This is a genomic window from Neopararhizobium haloflavum (assembly GCF_002750855.1).
Classification (GTDB): domain Bacteria; phylum Pseudomonadota; class Alphaproteobacteria; order Rhizobiales; family Rhizobiaceae; genus Georhizobium; species Georhizobium haloflavum.
In genome coordinates this window covers 47,778-69,874 of record NZ_NWUC01000010.1, presented here as the reverse complement: position 1 = coordinate 69,874, position 22,097 = coordinate 47,778, and the positions used below count along the sequence as shown (strand labels likewise).

The following is a 22,097-nucleotide window of genomic DNA, read 5'->3' as shown; positions in this document are numbered from 1 at the left end:
CGGCAGGGAGAATGCCTCCGAACGATGACAAACACAAATACGCCGCAGAATCGTTCCGGTCATGCACAAGATTAACGGGTTGTTTACCACGTTTCGTCGATTGTGCAGCCACACAGGGTAGTTGCCGAACATAGTAACGGGTCATTTCGGATCGCCTGCCGCACTTCAGCGGGCGCGTTCAAGCGCGACACCGCCAGTGGGAACGGCCTACCGGCTCCGAAGTCTTTCGGGGCGCCGCTAAACCGAAACGAGCTCTGCGATGAACGAATCACGGTCGGAATCCAGGAATCACAGCGAAGACTCAGCGTCGGTCGGTGCCATCGGTCGAACGATCGACGCGCTGGAAACGCGGCTCGATGCCGTCATGTCGGCACGCGGGGACATGAGCCCGCACGACGAGGAGGCGGGAAAGGCGAGCCCGGCGCCAGCGGACGATGCGGCGGTCGATACCGACAATCCGCTGCATCAGATTCGCGCGCGTCAGCGTCGGCTGGACGCCTTCAGGGCGCGCACCGCCGAACTTCGCGCTGCCGCCGAAACCTCCTCACAAGCAAAGCCACACGCTTCGTCGTCCGCAAGCACGGCAGGCAACGGCGATCTGCGCGACGTGGCGCAGGCACTGGTGGCGCTGCGCCGCGAGCTGCGTGTCGAAATCCGCAACGACCTCAGCGAAGACATCGCCCGCCATGTTGGGGCGCTGCGCGGCGAAATGGTGCACATCCGCTCGCTTGCCGAGCGCGAGACAATGCCGGACGCGATCAGGGCCGATCTTCTTCATCTCAGCCAGAGCATCGATACGCTCGGCCAGGCGAGCCAGGCGGGCGACGTCGCGGCAATGCAGGCTGATCGCGAAGTTCTGCAGCAACTGGTGGAAGGCCTCGCCCGCGAAGAGACCGTTCGCAGCCTCGACAATCGCTGGGCCGATATCTGCGCGTTCATGCAGGAAGCCGATCCCGGCGCTGTTCGAGACGAAATAGCTGCTCTGACCAAGCGCATGGACGTGCTGTCGGCAAGCATGGCCGTGCTGCCGGACAATGAATGGAGCCAGCGCATCGAAGGTGAGTTGAACACCATCGTGTCGAGGCTGCAGGCGCCGGATGGTGACGAAACCGCAAGATTCGATCACCTGAACGCTCGTCTCGACGAGATTTCGCAGGCCATCATCGCAGTCGCCAATTCCGCCGAGCCGGCACTGGGCGACGCCATGATCGAGCGGGTCGAGGTGCGTCTGGCAGAGATGTCCGATCAGCTTGCCGAGCGCGACGAGGCGGCCGCGGTCGCGCTTGCACCGCACCTTGAACGACTGGCGAGCCGTATCGAGCAGCTGGCCCAGTCCGGCGATACGCGCGCCCTGGCCGAGCGGCTCGATCTGGTCGCCGTACAGATTGCCGGGTTGTCGGGCGAAGGCCAATCCGAGGGCATGCGCGAAATCGCCGCCTATCTCGAAGACCTTTCGGGCCGGATCGATGCGCTGGCCGCCAGCCAGACGAACGCCGGGGAACTCGCGGTTGACCGCGCGCTGCTCGACCGCTTCGAGACGCTGATCGAACGGGCTGAAGCGCAGGAAACTGCCCAGTCGACAGTTCCCGGACTCGAAGGGCTTCAACGTCAGCTCGAAGAGATCAGTGGCCGTCTCGATCAGTCGGATCGGCAGTCGCCGGCCAGCGAGGCTGCGGTGCGTGGGCTTGAGGAACAGATCACGCTGCTGACGCGGCTGATGAGCGAGCGCGGCGACGAGATCGCTCCACGCGACACCGCATCGGTGCTGGAGCCTCGGCTTGCGGCGATCGAGACCCGGCTCTCCCAGAACCAGGACGACGTCATTGCGGCTGCAAGCCGGGCGGCAGAGGCAGCCGTCGCCTCGTTCCTGGAAAGCGGTGCCGACGAATTCGCCGGCGGTGTCGACGAACTCACCGACGTCCAGGGACTTGCCGAGGACCTCCGCGCGCTCGAAAAGCTCACCCGGATGAGCGATGAGCGCAATGCGCGCACATTCGACGCTATTCACGACACGCTGCTGAAGATCGCCAACCGGCTGGAAAGTCTCGACCGCCACCGCACCGTGGCGCCGAGCGTGGCGGATGACCACCCGGTCGAGACCGCCAGTGCGGAAAAGGAAAAATCCGAAAATCAGGATCGCCTGGACGAGGAGGCGAGAGTCTCAGCGCATGGTGCTGGGCTGGCCGCGCCTGCGGTCGCCGCGGCTTCGGCGACGGCCGGCGTGACGAGCGAGCCGCGCTCGCTGCTCGGACGCCTGACCCAGCGCGTCCGGCCGAAGCAGGCGGAGGACGTGCGGCGCGAGCCTGAGACGTCTCAGGCCGACGTCTCTCGCGCCCAGCTGGAGCCGACACCGTCGATCGACCCGGTCGACCAGCTCGACAGCAGCACCGCCAACATGCCGCTCGAGCCCGGCTCCGGCGCGCCCGACATCGATCGGATCCTGCAGAAGGTCCGCGAGCAGCAATCCGGAGGCATCCGCTCCGGCAGCACCGGCTACAGCGAAACTGAAAAGAGCGATTTCATCGCCGCTGCACGGCGCGCGGCGCAGGCGGCGGCTGCCGATGTCGAGAACACCAGCAAGAAAAAAGGTGACAAGGCAGGGCGCAGTGGTCAGGGAAGCGAAACCGGTTCGCGCCGGCGCCCGATCCTGATCGCCGTTGGCGCCGTTCTCCTGGCGGTCATGTCCTATCCCTTGGCTGCCGGCTTCCTGGCTGATGACGCGCCGTCGCCCGAACCGGTCGTGGCCGAGCGCGAAGAGGAGCCCTCGGCTGCTCCGGTCGAAACGGCCGAGACGGCCGGCCCTGCTCAGCCGCAGCAGGCCCGCGAGGAGGCCCCGACCCGTCTGAGCGAAGCAGTGGCACCGAGCGAGACGCCGACCGAAACCGCCGAACCGCTTCCGACGCCGCGTGAAATGACGCAGTTGCCGCAGGTCTACGCACCTGATGGCGGACAGGATCCAGCGATCGCACGCGATCCGGCGTCGACATCCAGTCTTTCACCCAATGCGCCAGCGAGCGACGAAGCGGCCCGGGCCGCAGCACCGGCGCCGGAGACCGAATCGAGCGCAACCGATCCCGCGGTTCTGGCCGAGCGTGTCGATGCATTGCCGGACGACATCGCCCCGATCGCTCTGATCGAGGCGGCACGCGGCGGCGACAGCCGGGCACTTTTCGAGATCGGCGCGCGCTTCGGCGAAGGCCGCAACGTTGAAAGCGATGCTGCGGCTGCGGCGACCTGGTACCGCGCGTCGGCCGAAGATGGCTTCGCGCCTGCCCAGTACCGGCTCGGAAACCTCTACGAGAAAGGCACCGGCGTCGAGCGCGACCTTGCGGAGGCAAAACGCTGGTATCTCGCGGCCGCAGACAAGGGCAACGCCAGTGCAATGCACAATCTGGCCGTCCTTTATGCAACGCCATCGGGCGGCGAGGCGCCGGACTATGAACTGGCAGCCGAATGGTTCGAGGCGGCGGCCAACCACGGGATCAGCGACAGCCAGTTCAACCTGGCGGTTCTCTACGCGCGTGGCAGCGGCGTCGATCAGGATCTTGGCCAGTCCTACAAGTGGTTCGCGCTCGCAGCCGCGGACGGCGATTCCGATGCGGCCGCCAAGCGCGACGAGGTGGCCAACGCACTTGACGCGGATGCGTTGGCAGAAGCCAAGGCCGCCGTCGATCTTTGGCAGCCCCAACCGCTCGACCCGGCCGCCAATACCGTTGAACTTCCAGAAGCCTGGGGCGTCTCCGAAACCCGAACGGCAGCCGTCGATGTCGATCAGGCGGTGCGCAACATTCAAGCACTCCTGACCAAGGAAGGCTTCGACGCGGGTGTGCCGGACGGTGTCGTCGGGCGCAAGACGGTCGAAGCGATCAAGGGGTTTCAAGAGGCCAACGGCATGGAGCCGACAGGCAGGATCGACGAGGCACTCGTGAGAGCCTTGCTGGCAGAGAGCCAGAAGGGCTGACCCTGCCACTATCGGGGCATTTTCCTCCACGATTCAATTGACTTGCGCGCGTCAAGCGCGCACACAACAGCCAACGCTGGGACGGTATCGAAACCGCCCCGGCGATCGTTGGCATTGGGGCTACGCTTAACGGCCGAGAAAGATCGAAGACATATCATCGGGCCGCGTTGCACCGTGTAGCGCAATCCCGGAACGGAAGCACGGACGAAAGGCCGATTCGCTGGCATGGTCAGGGGCATGAGGTGACGATTTACCTGCCGATCGCGGAACTGTCGGTGAACGTCTTCGTCATCCTCGGCATGGGAGCGGCGGTCGGGTTCCTCTCCGGCATGTTCGGGATCGGCGGCGGCTTTCTCATCACGCCGCTTCTCATCTTCTACAACATCCCGCCAGCCGTCGCCGTCGCGACGGGAGCCAACCAGGTCGTTGCCTCGTCCTTTTCCGGGTCGATATGGCATTTCAAGCGCGGTTCGCTGGACCTCAAGCTCGGCACGGTGCTGCTCGTCGGCGGAATCCTGGGGGCATCGGTCGGCATATGGATATTCACGCTCCTGCGCCGGCTCGGGCAGCTCGATCTCATCGTATCGATCATGTATGTCGTCTTCCTGTCGGTCGTTGGCGGCCTGATGCTGTGGGAAAGCGTCAATTCGATGCGCCGTGCCGCCAAGAACGAAACCGTCGCCCTCAGGAAGCCCGGCCAGCACAATTGGGTGCACCGGCTCCCGATGAAGATGCGGTTCAAGAAGTCCAAACTCTATCTGAGCGTCATTCCCGTAATCGTTCTCGGTTTCGCGATCGGTGTGCTGACCTCGATCATGGGGGTGGGCGGCGGCTTCATCATGGTCCCGGCCATGATCTACCTCCTGCGCATCCCGACCAATGTCGTCATCGGCACTTCGCTGTTCCAGATCATCTTCGTTACCGCGTTCACGACCGTCGTGCAGGCCACGACGAACTATTCGGTCGACATCGTCCTTGCCTTTCTCCTGATGGTCGCAGGTGTCATTGGCGCACAATACGGTGTGCGTGTCGGGCAGAAGCTGAGGGGCGAGCAACTGCGCGCGCTTCTCGCGCTTCTCGTGCTGGCAGTAGGCATGCGCCTCGGTCTCGACCTTCTGGTGCCGCCGGATGAGGTCTACTCCGTCATTACGCAAGGAGTGGGCTTTTGACCATGCGCCTCATCCTTGCCGTTGCAGCGCTCCTGGCCGGCCTTTCCACGGCCGGCGCGCAGGCACCGAATGAGCCGCAGGAGCGTCTCGACATCGGGGTCTCGACCAACGAGATTGCCATCACCTCGGATTTCTCCGGGGCAGACATTACCGTTTTCGGTGCGCTCGACAGCGCCGATCCATTCCTGCTCGATCTCGGCGAATACGACATCGTCGTCGCCCTCGTCGGCCCGCAGCGCGAGACCACGGTCTGGCGCAAGGAACGGGTTCTGGGCATCTGGATCAACCGGCGCTCCATGGAATTCGAGCCGGTCGCGGCATCGTATTCGCTGTCCAGCACCCGCCCTGTCGATCTGATCACCGACAACATCGTTCTCGATCGCTACGAGATCGGAACAGACAACATCCGCCTCGTACCGACCGGCTCGATCGGCGATGGCAGCAACATCGCCGAATTCCGCGATGCATTGCGTCGGCTGAAGCGCCAGAACGGCCTTTTCGAGCGCGATCCGCACGGTGTCGATTTCGTCAGTTCAAGCCTGTTTCGCGCGTCGATCCGTATCCCGGCAAATGTGCCCCTGGGTGAGCACACGATTCGCGCCTATCTCTTCAAGAGTGGCAATTTCATCATGGAGCGCGACGCCTCGCTCAGGGTGGTAAAGACCGGTTTGGAGCAGTTCATCTACGCCATGGCCTATGAGCGCTCCTTTCTCTATGGGCTTTTCGCCGTCGCCATCGCCATGTTGACGGGCTGGCTCGGAAGCGTGATCTTCCGCAAGAACTGATCAGCCGAGACCGGCAACGCGATCGGCAGTGGAGGGGGAACCCATGGCCAAGTTGATCGTCTGGAACCTCGTGACGGTGGACGGGTACTTTGAGGGCGCGGAAAAGTGGGTGTTGCCATTCCATGAACTGGCATGGGGCGAGGAACTCGAAGCGCTCAGTCTCGAGTTCGGGCGCACCGCCGGCCTGCTCGTTTTCGGCCGTGTGACCTATGAGGGGATGAAGGCTCACTGGACGCAAGCCGAAGACGGCGACATCACACGCTTCATGAACGCACTCCCAAAGCTCGTCGCGTCGCGCAGCCTTCGCTCGTCCGATTGGAACAACACCCGGGTAACGGCGGAGATCATCCCCGAGCTATCGCGTCTCAAGCGCGAAATGGACCAGCCGATCTATGTGTTCGGAAGCGCGGAACTCACCGACGGACTTCTCGCGGCGGGCCTGGTCGACGAGTTGATGCTCTGCATCGTGCCTGTCCTTCTCGGCCACGGCACGCCGTTCTTCAAGCCGGCGGACCGACCAATTGCGCTGCGCTGCGTCGAAACGAGGCCGCTTAGCAACGGATCGGTCATCGTCAGATATGAACCGCAGGCCTGACAATCAGCCGCTCAGATTGGCGAACCGCACGGAATAGATCCGCTCGCGGCCGAGCATGTGCGCATAGAGCACCGAGCGGTCGAAGAGACCTTCCATTGCCCGGTGACGCAGGTCCAGTCCGCCTGTCGTAACACCGAAGGCAGGCATGACGAGGCGAGTCCCGTCGGTGGCGAAGCAGGGGCGCCGCACGGCCCGGCCACGCCGCACCACGCGGGCCGAAGGATGCAGGTGCCCGGCAATTTCGCCGGCTGCATGGCGCGTCGTCGCTGTAGGCTCGTGCCGGAAGGTGAGGCCGTCGATGGCAAGCGTCTCGACGCAATCGCCGGGCAGGTTCGCGGGGCGATCAGGGTCGTGATTGCCGGCGATCCAGAACCAATCGCGGCCGGCCATCAAGCCACGCAGGCGGGTCTCGTAGATCGGCGGCAGATGGTGCGCGCCCAGCCGGTCGTGGAAGCTGTCGCCCAGGCTGACCACTGCCGTCGGGCGGTAGCGGCGAAGCGCGGCGTCAAGGAGGTCCAGCGTCGCGGCCGTATCATAGGGCGGAAGCATCATGCCGCGGCGCGCAAAGGCCGCGCCTTTCTCAAGATGCAGGTCGGAGACGATCAGGGTGCGGCTGCGCTCGAGAAAGGCAACACCCAATGTGTCGCAGACGAGCGGGATGCCGGCCACGTCGATGGCGACAGTGCGTCCCGGCATGTCAGAAACCGGCCGGTCGGGGATGGTTGCAGGAGACGTCGGCATGAGGCGAGGCAGCGGGTCCGATCATGGTTCGTTCCATGCTGCCATAGCCGATTCGCCCATCGCTTCGGCAATCAAATCGTCCGATGCCTCTTCCAGTATCGCATCACTGGCTTCGCCCGCCACCGACTCCTTTCCGATTTCCAGCATGATCGGGACCGCGAGCGGTGAGATCCGCTGCAGGGGCTGATGGCGGATATGTCCCTTGATGCGGGCGAGCATCTGCGCCAGCCGTCCGACATCGAGCAGGCCCGTGGCGGCATCGGCGCGCGTCGCCTTGAGCAGAATATGGTCCGGCTCGTGCGTGCGCAGGACGTCATAGATCAGATCGGCCGATACGGTGACCTGCCGCCCCGTCTTCTCCTTGCCCGGATGGCGCCGCTCGATAAGGCCCGCAATGACGGCGCAGTTTCGGAAGGTGCGCTTCAGGAGCCAGGATTCGTCCAGCCAGGCTTCCAGATCATCGCCCAGCATGTCCTCGTCGAAGAGATCCGAAAGGGCCGGCTGGCGCGCTTCGAACGCGGCGCCGAGGTCGTCGAGCGCCCAGATCGCAAGGGCATAGTCGGTCGCCACGAAGCCCAATGGCCGTTTGCGGGCCCGTTCGAGCCGGCGCGTGAGCAGCATGCCGAGGGTCTGGTGCGCGAGCCGGCCTTCGAATGAGTAGGCGACCATGTAAAAGCGACGGCCGCGTGGAAACGTCTCGACAAGAAGGTCTTCGCGCGAGGGGATGACCGATTTCTGCTGCTGGATCCTCAGCCACTCACCGACGCCGCCGGGCATCGCCGCCCAGCAGGCCGGATCAGCCAGCATGGTGCGGACCTTCTCGGCCAGATAGGTCGAGAGCGGGAATTTGCCGCCGGCATAGACCGGAATCTTCGCATCATCGCCGGACGCATTGGAGACGATGCACTCGTTTTCGCGGATGCCCTCGAAGCGAAGCACCTTGCCGGCGAAGAGGAAGGTGTCGCCGGCGACCATGGTTTCGAGGAAATATTCCTCGATCTTGCCCAGCACCGGCCCGCCGCGCAACGCCGTCGCCGTTCCGCCCCGGCGGCGGCTGAGCCGCACGTTGAGCGCCGGCGCCTCTACGATGGTGCCGATATTGAGCCGGTATTGCTGGGCATAGCGCGGATGGCTGACGCGCCACCGACCTTCCTTCGTCTTGCGTATGCGGGCATAGCGCTCATAGGTCCTCAGCGCATAGCCACCTGTCGCCACGAAGTCGATGACCTGCTCGAAAGTGTCGCGGTCGAGGCCGGAATAGGGCGCTGCCGACACGACCTCCCGGTACAAATCGTCGGCATCGAAGGGCGCTGCGCAGGCCATGCCCATGACATGCTGAGCCAGAACGTCCAGAGCGCCCTCGGCCAAGGGTGGCGTGTCCTGTGCGCCGAGATAGTTGGCGTCCAGCGCAGCCTGGCATTCCATGATCTCGAACCGGTTGGCCGGCACGAGCAGCGCGCGGCTCGGCTCGTCCATGCGGTGGTTGGCCCGGCCGATCCGCTGCGCCAGGCGGCTTGCACCCTTGGGGGCTCCGACATGAACGACGAGGTCGACATCTCCCCAGTCGATGCCGAGATCGAGCGTCGAGGTCGCCACCACCGCACGGAGCTGGTTCTGCGCCATCGCCGTTTCGACGCGCCGGCGCTGGCCGACATCGAGCGAGCCGTGATGCAGCGCAATCGGCAGCGTGTCCTCATTGACGTCCCAAAGCGCGCGAAACAGGAGTTCCGCCTGGCTGCGCGTGTTGACGAAAAGCAGGGTGGTGCGATGCGCCTTGATCGCCTTGTAGACGTCGGCGGTCGCATAGCGCGCGGAGTGGCCGGACCAGGGGACGCGTTCCTGGCTGGTGAGGATCGAGATGTGCGGCTTGGCGCCGCCGTCAACGCGCAGGCACTCGGCAAGACGTGGCACGTCGCCATCCTGCGCAACAAGCCAGGCCTGAAGCTCATGAGGTTTTGAGACAGTTGCAGACAGGCCGATCGTCTGAAGCGCCGGCCGCATGCGGCGCAGACGCGCAAGACCGAGCGCCAGCATGTGACCACGCTTCGAGGTCACCAGCGAATGCAATTCGTCGAAGACGACATAGCGCAGATCCTTGAAGAACCGCTCCGCATCGCCATTGGCGAGCAGGAGTGCCAGTTGCTCGGGCGTCGTCAGGAGAATGTCGGGCGGCGTGTGCTTCTGCCGGGCGCGCTTGGCGGAGGGCGTGTCACCGGTGCGCGTCTCCAGCGTCAACGGCAGCGCCATCTCGGCAACGGGGCGGGCAAGGTTGCGCTCGATGTCGACGGCAAGTGCCTTGAGCGGCGAAATGTAGAGCGTGTGTATGCCCTGAAAGGCGGCGCCGGGCTGGCGCTTGCCGCGGCGCGTGAGATCGACCAGTGCGGGCAGGAAACCGGCAAGCGTCTTGCCCGCGCCCGTTGGTGCGATCAGCAAGGTGGAGGCGCCGGCTTCTGCCAGTGCCAGCAGCTTGAGCTGATGGGGGCGAGGTTGCCAGCCCCTTGCCTGAAACCAGCGCAGGAAAGGGTCGGGCAATACTTCGCCCGCACCGCCGATCGGCTCTTCGGTATGGCTGCGAAAGGGCGGTGCATCGTGCTTCATGGCCTAACAGGTAGGCCGGCCGGGTGCATTCGCCAAGCTTCGCTTAGTGGAGGAGCGGACCTTCCTGAACGGGCGAGATCGTCTGCGCGTCCACCGGTGTCGCAAGCGTAGGCAGCGATGCGATGCGGCGGGTCAGCGTCAAGAGGCCGATGATGGTCTCCTCGCCATCGCGCCGGATGGGGCTGCGCCGCATCTCGACAACCTCGAAGCCATTTTGCGCGCAGAGCTGCCGCACGTAGCTCTCGCCGTGCGCAAAGCGCAGCGAGGCCCGCAGGTCCCAGCATCGATCGGCTTCGTCGTCCTCCACGGAGAATGCGAAAAGTCCGCCTGGAACCATGACGGAAGCGGCGGTTTGGAAGACCGGGGTCAGATCGCCGAAATACATGAGAACGTCGGCTGCCGTCACGAGGTCGGCGCGTTGCTGACTGTCCTGGGGCAGCGGGACGCCGCCTTGCTGTGCCGAATGTTTGAGATCGGCTTGTGCCAGGACGTCGTAGATCTTCTTTTCCTGCGCCTTCACCAGCATGCCGCGCGACAGGTCGTAGCCCTTGAGAAAGGATACGCGGTGGCGAATGCGCTCGCCGAGAAGCCCGGTGCCACAGCCAAGATCGATCGCTGTCGCGAACTGATCGGGGGCATGGGAGAAAATGAGATCGGCGAGCTTTTCGGGAATGGAATAGCCGAGCCCTTCGACAAGAGCCTTGTCGAAACGTGCGGCGTAGTCGTCGAACAGCCTTTCGACATAGCGGCTCGGCGGCTGGCTCGGCATCGCCGCGCAGCCAAGCGCGGCAAGCTTGAGTTCCGCGCCGAAAACGTCGTGATCGCACAGGCTGAGGACTTCGCGGTAAGCCGCGCCGGCCGTCTCGATGAGACCCGCCCTCTCTGCGTAGCGCCCAAGCTGAAACCAGCCGGCCGGCCAGTCGGGGGCGATCGCCAGCGCCTGGCCCATGAGATCGGCGGCAGCAGCAGCATCACCGGCATCGGCCAGCATGCGCGCGTAGTCCGCGCGGCGGTCGGCGACAAGGTCGCCGGAAGTGAGATTTTTCGGTGTCATGAACAGGCCTAGCAGGAGGGCGGCGCTGCTATGCGCTCAAACGTTGCAACAGGCAAGCGCCTTTTCGCCGCACTCCTGGCGCCTTATCTAGAACCAGATGCGCCCTGAAGATCTTCTGCAACCAAGGCCGGAAGGCCTCTATTGTCCGCCCGGCGATTTCTACATCGATCCGGTGCGGCCGGTCGAGCGCGCCCTCGTGACACACGGGCATGCCGACCATGCGCGGCCCGGCAATGTGCGCGTCCTGGCAACGGCGCAGACGCTGGACATCATGGCGATCCGATACGGTGCGGATTTCGCCAAGGAGCGGCAAGTGGCCGCCTTGGGCGAAGCGCTGACGATCAACGGGGTGGACGTCTCCTTCCATCCGGCCGGCCATGTCCTTGGCTCGGCGCAGATCGCGGTTGCGAAGGACGGAATGAAAATTGTCGCCTCGGGCGACTACAAGCCGCGGCCCGATCCGACCTGCGCAGCCTTCGAGCCGATCGCCTGCGATGTGTTCATAACCGAAGCAACCTTCGCGCTGCCGGTCTTTCGACACCCGGACGACCGCGCCGAAATCCAGAAGCTGCTGCGTTCGCTGCGACAGTTCCCGGATCGGGCGCATCTTGTCGGTGCCTATGCACTTGGCAAGGCCCAGCGCGTCATCCGTCTTTTGCGCGATGAAGGGCATGAGGACACGATCTATATCCACGGGGCGCTCAAGACGCTCTGCGACTATTACGAAAGCCAGGGCATTGCGCTCGGCCCGCTCGCTCCTGCCACAGTCGATAACGCAAGCAAAGGCGCATTTGCCGCCGCGATCGTCGTCGGGCCGCCATCGGCATTCGCAGACCGGTGGGCGCGGCGGTTTCCCGATCCGGTCTCCTGCTTCGCATCAGGCTGGATGCGGGTGCGGCAACGGGCCAAGCAGCGCGGTGTCGAGCTGCCGCTGATCCTCTCGGACCATGCGGACTGGGACGAACTGGTGGACACCATCACCACCATCGCGCCTTCCGAGGTATGGGTGACGCATGGGCGCGAGGAGGCGCTGGTGCGCTGGTGCGAAACGAAAGGCATCCGCGCCCGTCCGCTTCACCTGATCGGTTACGAGGATGAAGCCGAGTGATTTTTGACCCCGATACATCAAAGGAATTCATCATGTTGCGTTCGGTACTGCTTGCGGCCCTTGCATCGGCCAGCTTCACCGCGCCCGCCCTTGCGGCATCGCCCGCTGCCTGGGACGAATTTCGCCTCTCCATCACGCGGGAATGTCTGGCCCTTGCGAGTGAGCGCATGATCGAACCGGAAATCCGGGTCGATCCGTTCGGATCACAGACCTATGGGCTTGCCGTCGTCAGCGGCAGCGAAGACGGCGAGCGCGTCGAGCGGGTCTGTGTCATGGACAAGGCGAGCAAGGTCGTGGAACTGGGCAACCCTATTCCGCCCCTTGCAGAAGGTGCGCCCGAGACGATGACCAGCGCGCCCGACGCCGCCCAATCGGGCTGCGATGCGGCATGCCAGCAGACCGAGGGCTTGATGGCGCAAGAGGACCTTCATTCGATCAGGGATTTGTCCGCTCGAGTGGCCGCAACGCTGGAAGACCTTGATGCGCGCGACGAAGCCCACGATAGCGAGACCGACCGGATCGCGGACCTCGTCTCGAGCGGCGCTCCCGATCTCGACTATACGGTGGTCGTCCCCGGTTCCTACCGCTGCACGGTGTATTGGTATGGGTTCCTGGATCAGGGCGCGCGCCGCGTGGGAACGCACCGATGCGAGATCGAGGAGAACGAGGGCGGCATGGAAGTGCGCAAGGTCAGCGGCGAGCGTTTGACCGCGGGGCTTTTCCCATGGGCCGACGGCGTGCGGGCCTATATGGGCCGTACCTTCCTCGAGGACCATGCGCAGACCACCTACGATCGCGACGCGCCCACGAATGGCGAAAACGACAATTTCGGCAACAAGGTCGGCGTGGCGCTCGCGGACGGGGGTACGCTCTATCTCGTTTCGGGCCAGAGCCGCGGCATGGCGCCGCCCGATCCGACCTTCTTCGAGGTCATCGAACTGGTGCCCGCGCAATGAGACGCACGGTGCGATGAAACGGTTCGCCGAGCTACTCGACCGGCTGGTCCTGACGCCGTCGCGCAACGGCAAGCTCAAGCTGATGGTCGATTATTTCAACGAGGTGCCCGATCCCGAACGGGGGCTGGCGCTGGCGGCGATCACGCGTGATCTTTCGATCGCCTCGATCAAGCCGGCCATGCTCCGGGGCCTTGTCGAGGAACGGGTCGATCCGGTCCTCTTCGCCCTGTCGTATGATTACTTGGGCGATCTGGCTGAGACCATCGCCCTGATCTGGCCCGTCGGGGAAGATCGGCCCCAGGGTGCGAACGATGCGCCGACGCTTCTTGAGGTGGTCGAGACACTGCATGCGGCAACGCGCGCCAAGGCGCCGGCCCTGGTGGCCGATTGGTTGGACCGGCTGGATGCGTCCGGCCGCTACGCGCTGATCAAGCTGGTGACCGGCGGAATGCGGATCGGCGTTTCCGCGCGGCTTGCCAAGCAAGCGCTGGCTGATTTCGGCAAGGTCGACGTGACGGCGATCGAGGAGCTATGGCACGGTCTCGACATTCCCTATCTGCCGCTTTTTGCCTGGCTCGAGGGTCACACCGACAAACCCGCCAATCTCGCCGCCGCGCCCTTCCGCCCGGTGATGCTGGCAACGGCGATCGAGGATGGCGATCTCGACAAACTCGATCCTGCCGACTACGCCGCCGAATGGAAATGGGACGGTATCCGCGTGCAGGCGACGGCCGAGGGCGGTGTCAGGCGTCTTTATACCCGCACCGGCGACGATATCTCGGCGACTTTTCCAGACCTTATGGAGCATCTTAATTTCGAAGGATCGATGGACGGCGAACTGCTTGTCGGTCATCGCAGCGGGGATCTTCTCGATGACGGGCGACAGCGTATCGAGATCGGCAGTTTCGGGGACCTTCAACAACGGCTGAACCGCAAGATCGTCTCGGCGAAAACGATCGAATCCTACCCGGCCTTCATCCGCGCCTACGACCTCATGCAGGACGGCGATCGGGATGTTCGGGCCGAGCCGTTTCGTGAGCGCCGCCGCCGGCTGGAGCGTTTCGTGCAGCATCTCGATCCGGAACGCTTCGACATTTCGCCGCTGGTGCCGTTCGACGACTGGTCGCAGATCGTCGATTTCCGCAGCGAGCCGCCTCATCCGATCATCGAGGGTTTGATGCTGAAGCGCTGGGACAGCGCGTATGTTCCCGGAAGGCCGCGCGGACCTTGGTTCAAATGGAAGCGGGAGCCGTTTCTCATCGATGCCGTGCTGATGTACGCCCAACGCGGCCACGGCAAGCGTTCGAGCTTTTATTCGGACTATACATTCGGGGTCTGGAAGGGCGTTCCGGAAGACGGTGAGCTGGTGCCTGTCGGCAAGGCCTATTTCGGTTTCACCGACGAGGAACTGAAGCAGATCGACAAATATGTGCGCGACAACACTGTAGAGCGCTTCGGGCCGGTGCGTTCCGTGCGCGCCAACTTAAAGACGGGCCTGGTGCTCGAAATCGCCTTCGAGGGGCTCAACCGATCGGCGCGGCACAAGTCGGGCGTGGCGATGCGCTTTCCCCGGATATCGCGTCTTCGCTGGGACAAGCCGGCGCGTGAGGCGGATACGCTGGAGACACTGGAGAAGATGCTGCCCTGAGGGTGGATGCCAACGGCCTTACACGCGTAACGCCTTGCCAAGGCCGCAATGAGAACCTAACTGCGCGAATGAGAGCGGGCCGCGTCGGCTTCGCGACAGTCAGTGATGGGCAGCGCAATGTCGGGCAGGGTAACGCGATTTCTAGGGGACACACCGGGCCGCACGGTGATCAAGCTCTTGATCGTGTCGTTCATTGTCGGCGTCATCATGAGCGCGATGAACTGGTATCCGATGGACGTCTATTACTGGCTGCGGAACTTCGTCCTCTATCTGTGGGATCTGGGTTTCGAAGCGTTCGGCAGTGTCGGGCGCTATCTCGCCCTTGGCGCATTGGTGGTTATCCCGATCTTCCTTGTCCTGCGTGTCTTCAGCTACCGGAACTGACCTCTTTGCCATTCGAGCGTCGTACCCTTCTCGCATCCGGCGGGGCGTTCCTGCTGGCAGCTCTTGCCGGCTGCGGCTCGCTGTCCTCCCGCTCGGTCGAGGGGCGCATCGTAACGTCTGAGGCGATCGAGCGGATCAACGCTTTCAGGCTCTCCAACGGTCAGACGGCTCTGCGCCACGACCGGGCTGCCTCGGCGGCAGCACTCGAGCATGCCCGGACCATGGCCGAGAACCGGCAGATGGCGCACAATATCGGGCTCGGGGCGGATTTTCCGCGCCGGATGAAACGCCAGGATGTTGCCTTGCCGGCTGCTGAAAACATTGCAACCGGACAGGACACGGTCGAGCGCGCGCTGCGTGCCTGGGAGGTGTCGGCCAGCCACCGACGCAACACGCTCGACGAGCGTTTCACCGGTGTCGGCGTCGCCGTTGCCTATGATCCGAATAATGGTGGGGAGCCTTATTGGGCGATGGTTCTGTCGGGCCGGTAGCCATCACGCCAGTTTGAAAGCTTCGCGAAACAGGATGGCATGCCGCCAGGCGAGTGCCTCGACATCCTTTCCGTACCCGCCGCCGATCACGCCGCAGACCGGGATGCCGCGTTCACGGAAGTGGCTGATCACCATGCGGTCGCGCCGCGCCAACCCGTCATTCGTCAGCGACAGCCGGCCAAGGCGATCTTCCTCGTGCGGATCGATGCCGGCATTGTAGAAGACGATGTCCGGTGCAAAGCCGCCAAGCCCTGCCAGAGCGTGCGCGACAACCTCGAGATAGGCGTCGTCCTTCACGTCGTCGGGCAGTCCGATATCCATGTCGGAAGCGATCTTGTTATGCGGATAGTTGCGCTCGGCATGAATGGAAAGCGTGAACACACGGGCTTCGTCGCGGAAGATGTCCGCCGTGCCGTCACCCTGGTGCACATCGAGGTCGACGACCAGTGCGGCGCCGATGGTGCCTTCGCTCAAAAGTTGCGATGCTGTCACGCCGACATCGTTGAACGTGCAGAAGCCGGCGCCGTGTGCACGCCGGGCATGATGACTGCCGCCGGCCGTGTTGCAGGCTAGGCCCTGTTCGAGCGCGACCCGAGCGGCAAGGAGCGTGCCCGCCGCGGCGGCACGGGCGCGCCGCGAAACGCGCTCGGAAACGGGAAAGCCGATCACCTTCTCGATGCTCTCGGGGACTGCGCAGGCGATCACCTGATCGACATAGATCGGGTCGTGCGCAAGCTTGAGCGCCGTTTCCTGCAGGAAGTCCGGCTGGAGGAAACCGCGCGGGGCGAGGCCTTCTACCTTCAGGATTTCGGCGAGCCTTGTGTACTTGCCCATCGGAAAGCGATGATGGGCCGGAAAGTTCGCATCATAGGACGGCGTGTGAACGATGGGCAGGATCATGTCTGCGGTTATAGGGCGCAAGGCGCTCGCGGGGAGGGTGCATGGGCGCTGACGGCCCTTGCGAATCGGCGCGCGAGCGGCAAGGTTGCTGCATTTTCCAGCAGGATCGATCGCAGTGCGCAATCGCCCGCCCAGTGAGGCGACAGCTTCGGCCTCGCGCCCATTCGAGGTAACCAACCGTTCGGTGGTCGCCATTGCGCTGCCAATGACGCTTGCCTTCATCACGACGCCGCTGATCGGGCTGACGGACACGGCGGTCGTGGGACAATTGGGCCAGGCAGCGCTGATCGGCGGACTGGCTGTCGGTGCGATCATATTCGATGTCGTCTTCGCGACCTTCAATTTTCTGCGCTCGGCGACGACAGGCCTCGTGGCCCAGGCCTTCGGCCGTGATGACGGGCGCGAGGAGCAGGCGGTCTTCTGGCGGTCGCTGACATTGGCGATGATCATCGGCACCGCGATCCTGCTGGCCGGCCCGTTGATCATGGCGGCCGGCCTTGCATTCATGGACCCGGGCCCGGACGTGCGCGCCGCCACCGAATCCTATGTCGCCATTCGGCTTTGGTCCGCACCGGCCGCCCTCGTCAATTATGCCATCCTCGGATTCGTGCTTGGCCGGGGGGAGGGAACGATCGGACTGCTGCTGCAAGCCGCGATCAACGGCAGCAACGTCGTACTGTCGCTCTGGCTCGGACTCGGGCTGGGTTGGGGGCTGGCCGGTGTCGCGTGGGGCACTGTCATCGCGGAACTCACTGGGGCCCTCGGCGGCTTCCTCTTCATCTGGAGCCGGTTTGACAGGTCAGCAACGCCCGGCTGGGCGACAATCGGCAATCGCCAGTCACTGTTGCGGCTGATGTCGCTCAACCGCGACATCATGATCCGGTCGATGGCGCTTCTGGCGGCGTTCGCCTTCTTCACGCGGGCGGGCGTCCAGTTCGGGCCGGTCGTTCTTGCGGCCAATGCGGTGCTGATGAATTTCTTCTTCGTCGCGAGCTTCTATCTCGACGGGCTCGCCACAGCCGCCGAACAGATCGGCGGTCGCGCAATCGGCGCCAATCACCGGGCCGCGTTCGACAAGGCGATCCGGCTCACGATTTTCTGGGGCTTTATCCTGTCGGGGATCGGTGCAGCCAGTTTCCTCCTTGCCGGGCCGATCCTGATCGATGTCATGACCACTGCGCCGGACGTCAGGGAGGCTGCCGATACATATCTGGTCTGGGCGGCACTGAGCGCGCTCTCCGGCGTGCTCGCCTTCCAGATGGATGGCGTCTTCATCGGCGCGACATGGTCACGCGACATGCGCAACATGATGCTGGTGTCGCTGGTACTTTATTTGCTGATGCTCTGGCTGATCGTGCCATCCACCGGCAATCACGGCCTTTGGGCCGCGTTCAACGTCTTCCTGGGCCTGCGCGGCTTGACGCTTCTGTCGCTCGTCAGGCGGCGAGCGGACGAGACGTTCACGCCGTGAGAGGGCGTGCTGCCCACTCCTCGGTTTCGCGGTCGCGATAGGCGGCGATCGAGTCTTCGCCATCGCGATCGAGCGTTTCGATGAGACCGGAGAGAATCTCGTTCATCAGCGTCGGACCGCGGAAGATAAAGCCGCTGTAAAGCTGGACGAGGTCGGCCCCGGCCATGATCTTGCTGAGCGCGGTCTTGGCTCCGTCGACCCCCCCGACGCCGATGAGCGGCATCTCGGGGCCTATGGCACGGCGCATCCGGGCAAGGACGATGGTCGAGCGCTCGAAAAGCGGCCGGCCGGATAGCCCGCCCGTTTCACGCGCCTTGTCGGCATCGTGCAGGGACGGTCGTGCGATTGTCGTATTGGACACGACGATGCCGTCGATGCCAGCGGTCGACCTTGCGATCGTTTCGATGCCCTCGTCGTCAAGGTCCGGCGCGACCTTCAGGAAGATCGGGATGCGCTTGCCCGAGATGTTGGACGAGGCGTCACGCGCCGCGGTCACGGCCTTGAGCAGTTCTTCGAGGTTCTCCGCGGACTGGAGGTCGCGAAGTCCGGGCGTGTTGGGCGAAGAAATGTTGACCGTGAAATAGTCGGTCACCCCGGAGAACGCCTTGATGCCGGCCCCATAGTCGGCGATCCGGTCCTCGCTGTCCCTGTTGGCCCCGATATTGACCCCGAGAATGCCGGCACGGCGGGAGCGTGTCTTGAGGCGCGCCAACGCGCGCTCATGGCCGTCATTGTTGAAGCCGAGGCGATTGATGATCGCGTCGTCGTCGCGGAGGCGGAAGATGCGCGGGCGAGGATTGCCGGGCTGGGGGCGCGGTGTCACCGTGCCGACTTCGACAAAGCCGAAGCCGAGCTTCAGCAGTTCATTCGGCACCTCGGCGTTCTTGTCGAAGCCCGCAGCCATCCCGACCGGATTTGGCAAGGTCAGGCCCGCGACCTTGGTTTCGAGCCGCTTGTCGCGGGGCACCGGTGGTGCGCTGACCAGCCCGTTCGCCAGCGCACGAAGGGCAAGGCCGTGCGCCGTCTCAGGATCGAGCCGGTGCAGGAGCCCCCGGCCAAGGGCATTCAGTGCGCGGCTCACCGGTTCATCTCCGGAAACTGATGGCGTCCGGCTTCGCCGAGCGGCAACTCCTCGACCGATAGGACCGCCGACAGCGGCAGCGGCCCGTAAAGATGCGGGAACAGCGCGCCGCCTCGGGATGGCTCGTATTTGAGCAGATCCCCGAGCTTTGCCGGGTCGACGGCGATCAGGAGAAGATCATCGGCGCCCTTGAAGTGTTTTGCCGCCGTTTCCTCGACCTGCTCGGCAGTCGAGAAATGGATATAGCCGTCCTGATGATCGATCGGCGCTCCGGTGAACTGGCCGCGCGCCTCGGCTTCGGCCCATTGGGCTTTCGGGGCCAGCTTGTAGATCGTCGAATGCATGATCGTCCCTTCCATTGCCCGCTACCGATATCCTATTTTGGACGCCTTTCAATGCCATATGGGCATGCAACCATGATCGGTGGCGCTCCAGTGGATAACCTCTTGGCCGCATTCGGGCGCCGCAAACACCTGGAGACCTGACATCCATGGCACGGATTTCGACCATGATCTGCGGCGGTCTCCTGACCGCAGCCCTCGCTATCCCGGCCCTTGCGCAAGATGCCAATCGTTACACGATGAACCCGACCGACGATGGCTATGTGCGTCTTGACACGATGACGGGAGAAGTCTCGATCTGCCGCGAGCGCGGCGAGCAGATGGTCTGCCAACTGGCTGCCGACGACCGCGAGGCATTCGAAAGACAACTCGATTCGCTGGAAGACAGGGTCGCGGCGCTCGAGTCGGCGATTGGAGATGGCGCACGGGACGGCGATGCGCTGCCGACGGACGAGGAAATCGACCGCACCATGGGCATCATGGAGACGTTTATGCGCCGGTTCTTCTCGATCGTCGAGGATCTCAATCGTGATTTCGACGGCGAAGAGAACAGCGAGCCTGCGCCCGATCGAACCTGATTTCAGGCGGATGATGTATCGGCCGCGGCGGACAGAAAATCCTCCATCTCCCGCAGGCTGAGGCGGGCCTGCTGCGTATCGAATGCCTGGAAGACATGGCAGCCGCCGGGGTGGATGGACAGGCCGGTGCGATTGCCGGCAGCCAGCCAGCGCGCTGCCATGAATAGCGTATCGTCGATCAGCAGATCGGCCGTGCCGCAGGAGAACAGGGCTGGCGGCATGCCTTCCAGATTGGCGTGCAGGGGCGAAATGTCGGGCGATGCGGCATCGCCGCCGCGCGCCAGAAAATGCGCGACGAACTGCTCCACGTCGCGCGTGTTGATGACGAGTTTTTCGTCCCCCCAGTTGCGGACGCTCGGCGTCAGCGAGAGATCGTAGCAGCCGGCCGTCATCAGCGCCGCCGCAAAAGGGCTCGCATGGTGGCGCTCGCGCAGACGCAGCAACGTCACCGCGGCCAGGTGTGCACCGGCCGATTCGCCGCCGATGGCAAGAAACGATCGTTCAAGGTCGGCGCCGCCGTCCCCGATAAGCCACAGCGCCGCCGTCTCGCAGTCGTCGGGACCCTGCGGGTAGGGGCTTTCCGGCGCGAGGCGGTAATCGACCGAAACGATCGAAAGGCGCGCCGCTTCGCACAGCCTGCGCAGGCGGTCGTCGTTCTCGCGGGCGGACCCCATCACCCAGCCGCCGCCGTGGAAATGCAGGTACGTGCCGCGTGGCCGTGCGGTTTTGGGATGCATCAGGCGCAGTTGGATCGGTCCGTGCTTGCCCTCGATCGTCGCACACTCGGCCGCCGCATCGGGCGGTGGCAGGGGAAATGTCCCGAGGCCCGCCGCTCTTGCCTGGCGCACGTCCGCCAGCGGGCGCGACCAGACATCGGGGCCTTTCGACAGTCGTGCGACAAGGTCGGCGTTGAACCGGGCCGTTTCGGCCGGCACGTTCGCCGGGTCGAACCAGGCCGGGTCGAGCGTCATCGCGGGCTGGCGTTGCGGATCGTTCAAGGCATGCCTCCTGGTCCCGACGGCTTTCTGCGCCATGTGAGAGGGCGCGTGCGCACCATAAGGCAGGTGCGCCCCAACGCAATCGCTCGGTATGAAAGGAGGCACCATGCGCATCGTCATCGCATTGCTCGGCATCGGTCTCGGCGCTCTTATCCTCTACGCATTTCAGACCGGCGACTTCGGGGCGGCAGGCAGCTTCCTGCTTGCCGATCCGTGGGGTCGGGTGACGCTCGCCGACCTTTATCTCGGGCTCGTTATCGGCGCCGTGATCATTGCGCTTTTCGAGCGCGGTGTCGTGCCGACAGTGGCCTGGTGCCTGCCTCTGCCATTTCTCGGCAACCTGTGGCTCGTGGTGTGGATCGTCGCGCGCTGGCCCCGCTTGAGGGCCGCGCTGGCCGGGGCGTCGTCCGACAGCCGCGGTGGATGACGGCAGAAACCATTTTGCGTGGCGGGTTCAGACCGTTAGCATTCGTGCAAACGACGCAGCATCCAGGGGTGACCGGAGATCGATCCTGGTGCTGTGAGGGAGGGCACGGGTGACAACTGACCTGACGATCATCATCGCAGACGACCACCCGCTCTTTCGTGGCGCGCTGCGCCAGGCCCTCGTTGGTCTCGGCGAAGATACACGGATCGTCGAGGCCGGCGATTTCAACACGGCCCGGCAGGCCGCGCTCGACAATCGCGAGGCGGACCTGGTCCTTTTGGACCTCACCATGCCGGGTGTCAGCGGCTTGTCAGGGCTCATCGCCTTCCGGGCGGAGTTCGTCAGTCTTCCCGTCGTCGTCGTGTCGGCATCGGACGATCCCGCCACGATCCGCCGATCGCTCGACCTCGGCGCATCCGGCTTCATTCCGAAATCTGCCAGCATTGATGACATTCGGGAGGCTGCCCGGCGTGTGCTCGACGGCGGCTTGTGGACGCCTCCGGCCATCAATATCGACGATGAGCCGGAAACGGACGTCACCGATCTCATTCGCCGGCTGCAGACCCTTACACCGCAGCAGTCCCGCGTGCTCGGCATGCTGGCGGAAGGTCTGCTCAACAAGCAGATCGCCTATGAACTCGGCGTGTCCGAAGCCACGATCAAGGCCCACGTCTCGGCGGTCCTTCAAAAGCTCGATGTCGACAGCCGCACCCAGGCTGTGATCCAGCTTTCCAAGATCGGCGTCGGTGCCCTGCCGAGCATGCAGAGCGAAACGCCTGCGGCCTCGTAACGCGGCCGTGGATGGACGTAT

20 protein-coding genes are annotated in these 22,097 nt (G+C 64.2%); 13 read left to right on the top strand and 7 right to left on the bottom strand.

What is annotated here, in order from left to right; all coding sequences use genetic code 11:
* Positions 1-259 precede the first annotated feature (259 nt).
* The 4 genes from CN673_RS18475 (at position 260) to CN673_RS18460 (ending at position 6,510) form a co-directional block, all read left to right on the top strand.
* Positions 260-3,961: a peptidoglycan-binding protein gene (locus CN673_RS18475; protein ID WP_099867884.1), complete on the top strand. Its 3,702-nt coding sequence runs from the start codon at positions 260-262 to the stop codon at positions 3,959-3,961.
* 242 nt (positions 3,962-4,203) lie between these two features.
* Entirely contained in the window at positions 4,204-5,130 is a 927-nt protein-coding gene (locus CN673_RS18470) for a sulfite exporter TauE/SafE family protein (RefSeq protein WP_099867883.1), read from the top strand.
* 2 nt (positions 5,131-5,132) lie between these two features.
* Positions 5,133-5,915: a TIGR02186 family protein gene (locus tag CN673_RS18465; protein WP_099867882.1), complete on the top strand. Its 783-nt coding sequence runs from the start codon at positions 5,133-5,135 to the stop codon at positions 5,913-5,915.
* A gap of 43 nt (positions 5,916-5,958) precedes the next feature.
* Positions 5,959-6,510, top strand: coding sequence for a dihydrofolate reductase family protein (locus CN673_RS18460; RefSeq protein WP_099867881.1), 552 nt, complete (start codon positions 5,959-5,961; stop codon positions 6,508-6,510).
* 3 nt (positions 6,511-6,513) lie between these two features.
* On the opposite strand, the gene pdeM is transcribed toward CN673_RS18460, so the two are convergent.
* The 3 genes from pdeM to CN673_RS18445 all read right to left on the bottom strand — a co-directional run bounded on the left by pdeM (position 6,514) and on the right by CN673_RS18445 (position 10,903).
* On the bottom strand, positions 6,514-7,206 hold the full coding sequence (gene pdeM / locus CN673_RS18455; RefSeq protein ID WP_198586057.1) for a ligase-associated DNA damage response endonuclease PdeM: 693 nt from the start codon (positions 7,204-7,206) through the stop codon (positions 6,514-6,516).
* A 66-nt stretch (positions 7,207-7,272) separates the two neighbouring features.
* A complete protein-coding gene (locus CN673_RS18450; RefSeq protein ID WP_099867879.1) occupies positions 7,273-9,849 on the bottom strand; it encodes a ligase-associated DNA damage response DEXH box helicase in 2,577 nt (858 codons plus the stop codon).
* Between the two features lie 43 nt (positions 9,850-9,892).
* Positions 9,893-10,903 (bottom strand): class I SAM-dependent DNA methyltransferase, encoded by a 1,011-nt coding sequence (locus CN673_RS18445; protein WP_099867878.1) that lies wholly within the window; start codon positions 10,901-10,903, stop codon positions 9,893-9,895.
* A gap of 97 nt (positions 10,904-11,000) precedes the next feature.
* Here CN673_RS18445 and CN673_RS18440 point away from each other — a divergent pair, with 97 nt between their 5' ends.
* The 5 genes from CN673_RS18440 (at position 11,001) to CN673_RS18420 (ending at position 15,490) form a co-directional block, all read left to right on the top strand.
* The gene (locus CN673_RS18440; protein WP_099867877.1) at positions 11,001-12,011 is read left to right on the top strand and encodes a ligase-associated DNA damage response exonuclease; all 1,011 of its coding nucleotides are present in this window, start codon (positions 11,001-11,003) and stop codon (positions 12,009-12,011) included.
* Between the two features lie 32 nt (positions 12,012-12,043).
* Positions 12,044-12,967 (top strand): hypothetical protein, encoded by a 924-nt coding sequence (locus CN673_RS18435; protein WP_157928948.1) that lies wholly within the window; start codon positions 12,044-12,046, stop codon positions 12,965-12,967.
* Between the two features lie 13 nt (positions 12,968-12,980).
* Positions 12,981-14,615 carry a cisplatin damage response ATP-dependent DNA ligase gene (locus CN673_RS18430; RefSeq protein ID WP_099867875.1) on the top strand — a complete coding sequence of 545 codons (1,635 nt, stop codon included), beginning with the start codon at positions 12,981-12,983 and terminating at the stop codon, positions 14,613-14,615.
* Positions 14,616-14,732: 117 nt separating this feature from the next.
* Positions 14,733-14,999 (top strand): DUF6460 domain-containing protein, encoded by a 267-nt coding sequence (locus CN673_RS18425; RefSeq protein WP_099867929.1) that lies wholly within the window; start codon positions 14,733-14,735, stop codon positions 14,997-14,999.
* Positions 15,000-15,004: 5 nt separating this feature from the next.
* The gene (locus tag CN673_RS18420; protein WP_157928947.1) at positions 15,005-15,490 is read left to right on the top strand and encodes a CAP domain-containing protein; all 486 of its coding nucleotides are present in this window, start codon (positions 15,005-15,007) and stop codon (positions 15,488-15,490) included.
* 3 nt (positions 15,491-15,493) lie between these two features.
* Here the strand turns inward: CN673_RS18420 and CN673_RS18415 are convergent, their stop codons facing one another.
* Positions 15,494-16,390, bottom strand: coding sequence for a histone deacetylase family protein (locus CN673_RS18415; RefSeq protein ID WP_099867928.1), 897 nt, complete (start codon positions 16,388-16,390; stop codon positions 15,494-15,496).
* A 115-nt stretch (positions 16,391-16,505) separates the two neighbouring features.
* Here CN673_RS18415 and CN673_RS18410 point away from each other — a divergent pair, with 115 nt between their 5' ends.
* Positions 16,506-17,861 carry an MATE family efflux transporter gene (locus tag CN673_RS18410; RefSeq protein WP_245409988.1) on the top strand — a complete coding sequence of 452 codons (1,356 nt, stop codon included), beginning with the start codon at positions 16,506-16,508 and terminating at the stop codon, positions 17,859-17,861.
* On the opposite strand, the gene CN673_RS18405 is transcribed toward CN673_RS18410, so the two are convergent.
* Together CN673_RS18405 and CN673_RS18400 are read right to left on the bottom strand one after the other, a co-directional pair.
* Entirely contained in the window at positions 17,851-18,942 is a 1,092-nt protein-coding gene (locus CN673_RS18405; RefSeq protein WP_099867872.1) for a quinone-dependent dihydroorotate dehydrogenase, read from the bottom strand. The genes CN673_RS18410 and CN673_RS18405 overlap by 11 nt on opposite strands.
* Positions 18,939-19,286 (bottom strand): DUF952 domain-containing protein, encoded by a 348-nt coding sequence (locus CN673_RS18400; RefSeq protein ID WP_099867927.1) that lies wholly within the window; start codon positions 19,284-19,286, stop codon positions 18,939-18,941. Before CN673_RS18400 ends, CN673_RS18405 begins: the two co-directional genes overlap by 4 nt.
* 146 nt (positions 19,287-19,432) lie before the next feature.
* Between CN673_RS18400 and CN673_RS18395 the strand changes: the two genes are divergently transcribed.
* Complete coding sequence (locus CN673_RS18395; protein WP_099867871.1) at positions 19,433-19,861, top strand: hypothetical protein; 429 nt, start codon at positions 19,433-19,435, stop codon at positions 19,859-19,861.
* 2 nt (positions 19,862-19,863) lie between these two features.
* Here the strand turns inward: CN673_RS18395 and CN673_RS18390 are convergent, their stop codons facing one another.
* Positions 19,864-20,832 carry an alpha/beta hydrolase gene (locus CN673_RS18390; protein ID WP_099867926.1) on the bottom strand — a complete coding sequence of 323 codons (969 nt, stop codon included), beginning with the start codon at positions 20,830-20,832 and terminating at the stop codon, positions 19,864-19,866.
* Positions 20,833-20,965: 133 nt separating this feature from the next.
* On the opposite strand from CN673_RS18390, the gene CN673_RS18385 reads away from it, so the two are divergent.
* Complete coding sequence (locus CN673_RS18385) at positions 20,966-21,286, top strand: hypothetical protein (protein WP_198586055.1); 321 nt, start codon at positions 20,966-20,968, stop codon at positions 21,284-21,286.
* 109 nt (positions 21,287-21,395) lie between these two features.
* Positions 21,396-22,076 carry a response regulator gene (locus tag CN673_RS18380; protein ID WP_099867869.1) on the top strand — a complete coding sequence of 227 codons (681 nt, stop codon included), beginning with the start codon at positions 21,396-21,398 and terminating at the stop codon, positions 22,074-22,076.
* Positions 22,077-22,097 lie beyond the last annotated feature (21 nt).

Excerpts from the sequence above, each read along its gene's own strand:
- CN673_RS18385 (WP_198586055.1), top strand. The coding sequence starts at position 20,966 with ATGCGCATCGTCATCGCATTGCTCGGCATCGGTCTCGGCGCTCTTATC.
- pdeM (WP_198586057.1), bottom strand. The coding sequence starts at position 7,206 with ATGCCGGGACGCACTGTCGCCATCGACGTGGCCGGCATCCCGCTCGTC.
- CN673_RS18435 (WP_157928948.1), top strand. The coding sequence starts at position 12,044 with ATGTTGCGTTCGGTACTGCTTGCGGCCCTTGCATCGGCCAGCTTCACC.
- CN673_RS18460 (WP_099867881.1), top strand. The coding sequence starts at position 5,959 with ATGGCCAAGTTGATCGTCTGGAACCTCGTGACGGTGGACGGGTACTTT.
- CN673_RS18395 (WP_099867871.1), top strand. The coding sequence starts at position 19,433 with ATGGCACGGATTTCGACCATGATCTGCGGCGGTCTCCTGACCGCAGCC.
- CN673_RS18400 (WP_099867927.1), bottom strand. The coding sequence starts at position 19,286 with ATGCATTCGACGATCTACAAGCTGGCCCCGAAAGCCCAATGGGCCGAA.
- CN673_RS18425 (WP_099867929.1), top strand. The coding sequence starts at position 14,733 with ATGTCGGGCAGGGTAACGCGATTTCTAGGGGACACACCGGGCCGCACG.
- CN673_RS18475 (WP_099867884.1), top strand. The coding sequence starts at position 260 with ATGAACGAATCACGGTCGGAATCCAGGAATCACAGCGAAGACTCAGCG.
- CN673_RS18445 (WP_099867878.1), bottom strand. The coding sequence starts at position 10,903 with ATGACACCGAAAAATCTCACTTCCGGCGACCTTGTCGCCGACCGCCGC.
- CN673_RS18465 (WP_099867882.1), top strand. The coding sequence starts at position 5,133 with ATGCGCCTCATCCTTGCCGTTGCAGCGCTCCTGGCCGGCCTTTCCACG.
- CN673_RS18440 (WP_099867877.1), top strand. The coding sequence starts at position 11,001 with ATGCGCCCTGAAGATCTTCTGCAACCAAGGCCGGAAGGCCTCTATTGT.
- CN673_RS18390 (WP_099867926.1), bottom strand. The coding sequence starts at position 20,832 with ATGACGCTCGACCCGGCCTGGTTCGACCCGGCGAACGTGCCGGCCGAA.
- CN673_RS18430 (WP_099867875.1), top strand. The coding sequence starts at position 12,981 with ATGAAACGGTTCGCCGAGCTACTCGACCGGCTGGTCCTGACGCCGTCG.
- CN673_RS18415 (WP_099867928.1), bottom strand. The coding sequence starts at position 16,390 with ATGATCCTGCCCATCGTTCACACGCCGTCCTATGATGCGAACTTTCCG.
- CN673_RS18450 (WP_099867879.1), bottom strand. The coding sequence starts at position 9,849 with ATGAAGCACGATGCACCGCCCTTTCGCAGCCATACCGAAGAGCCGATC.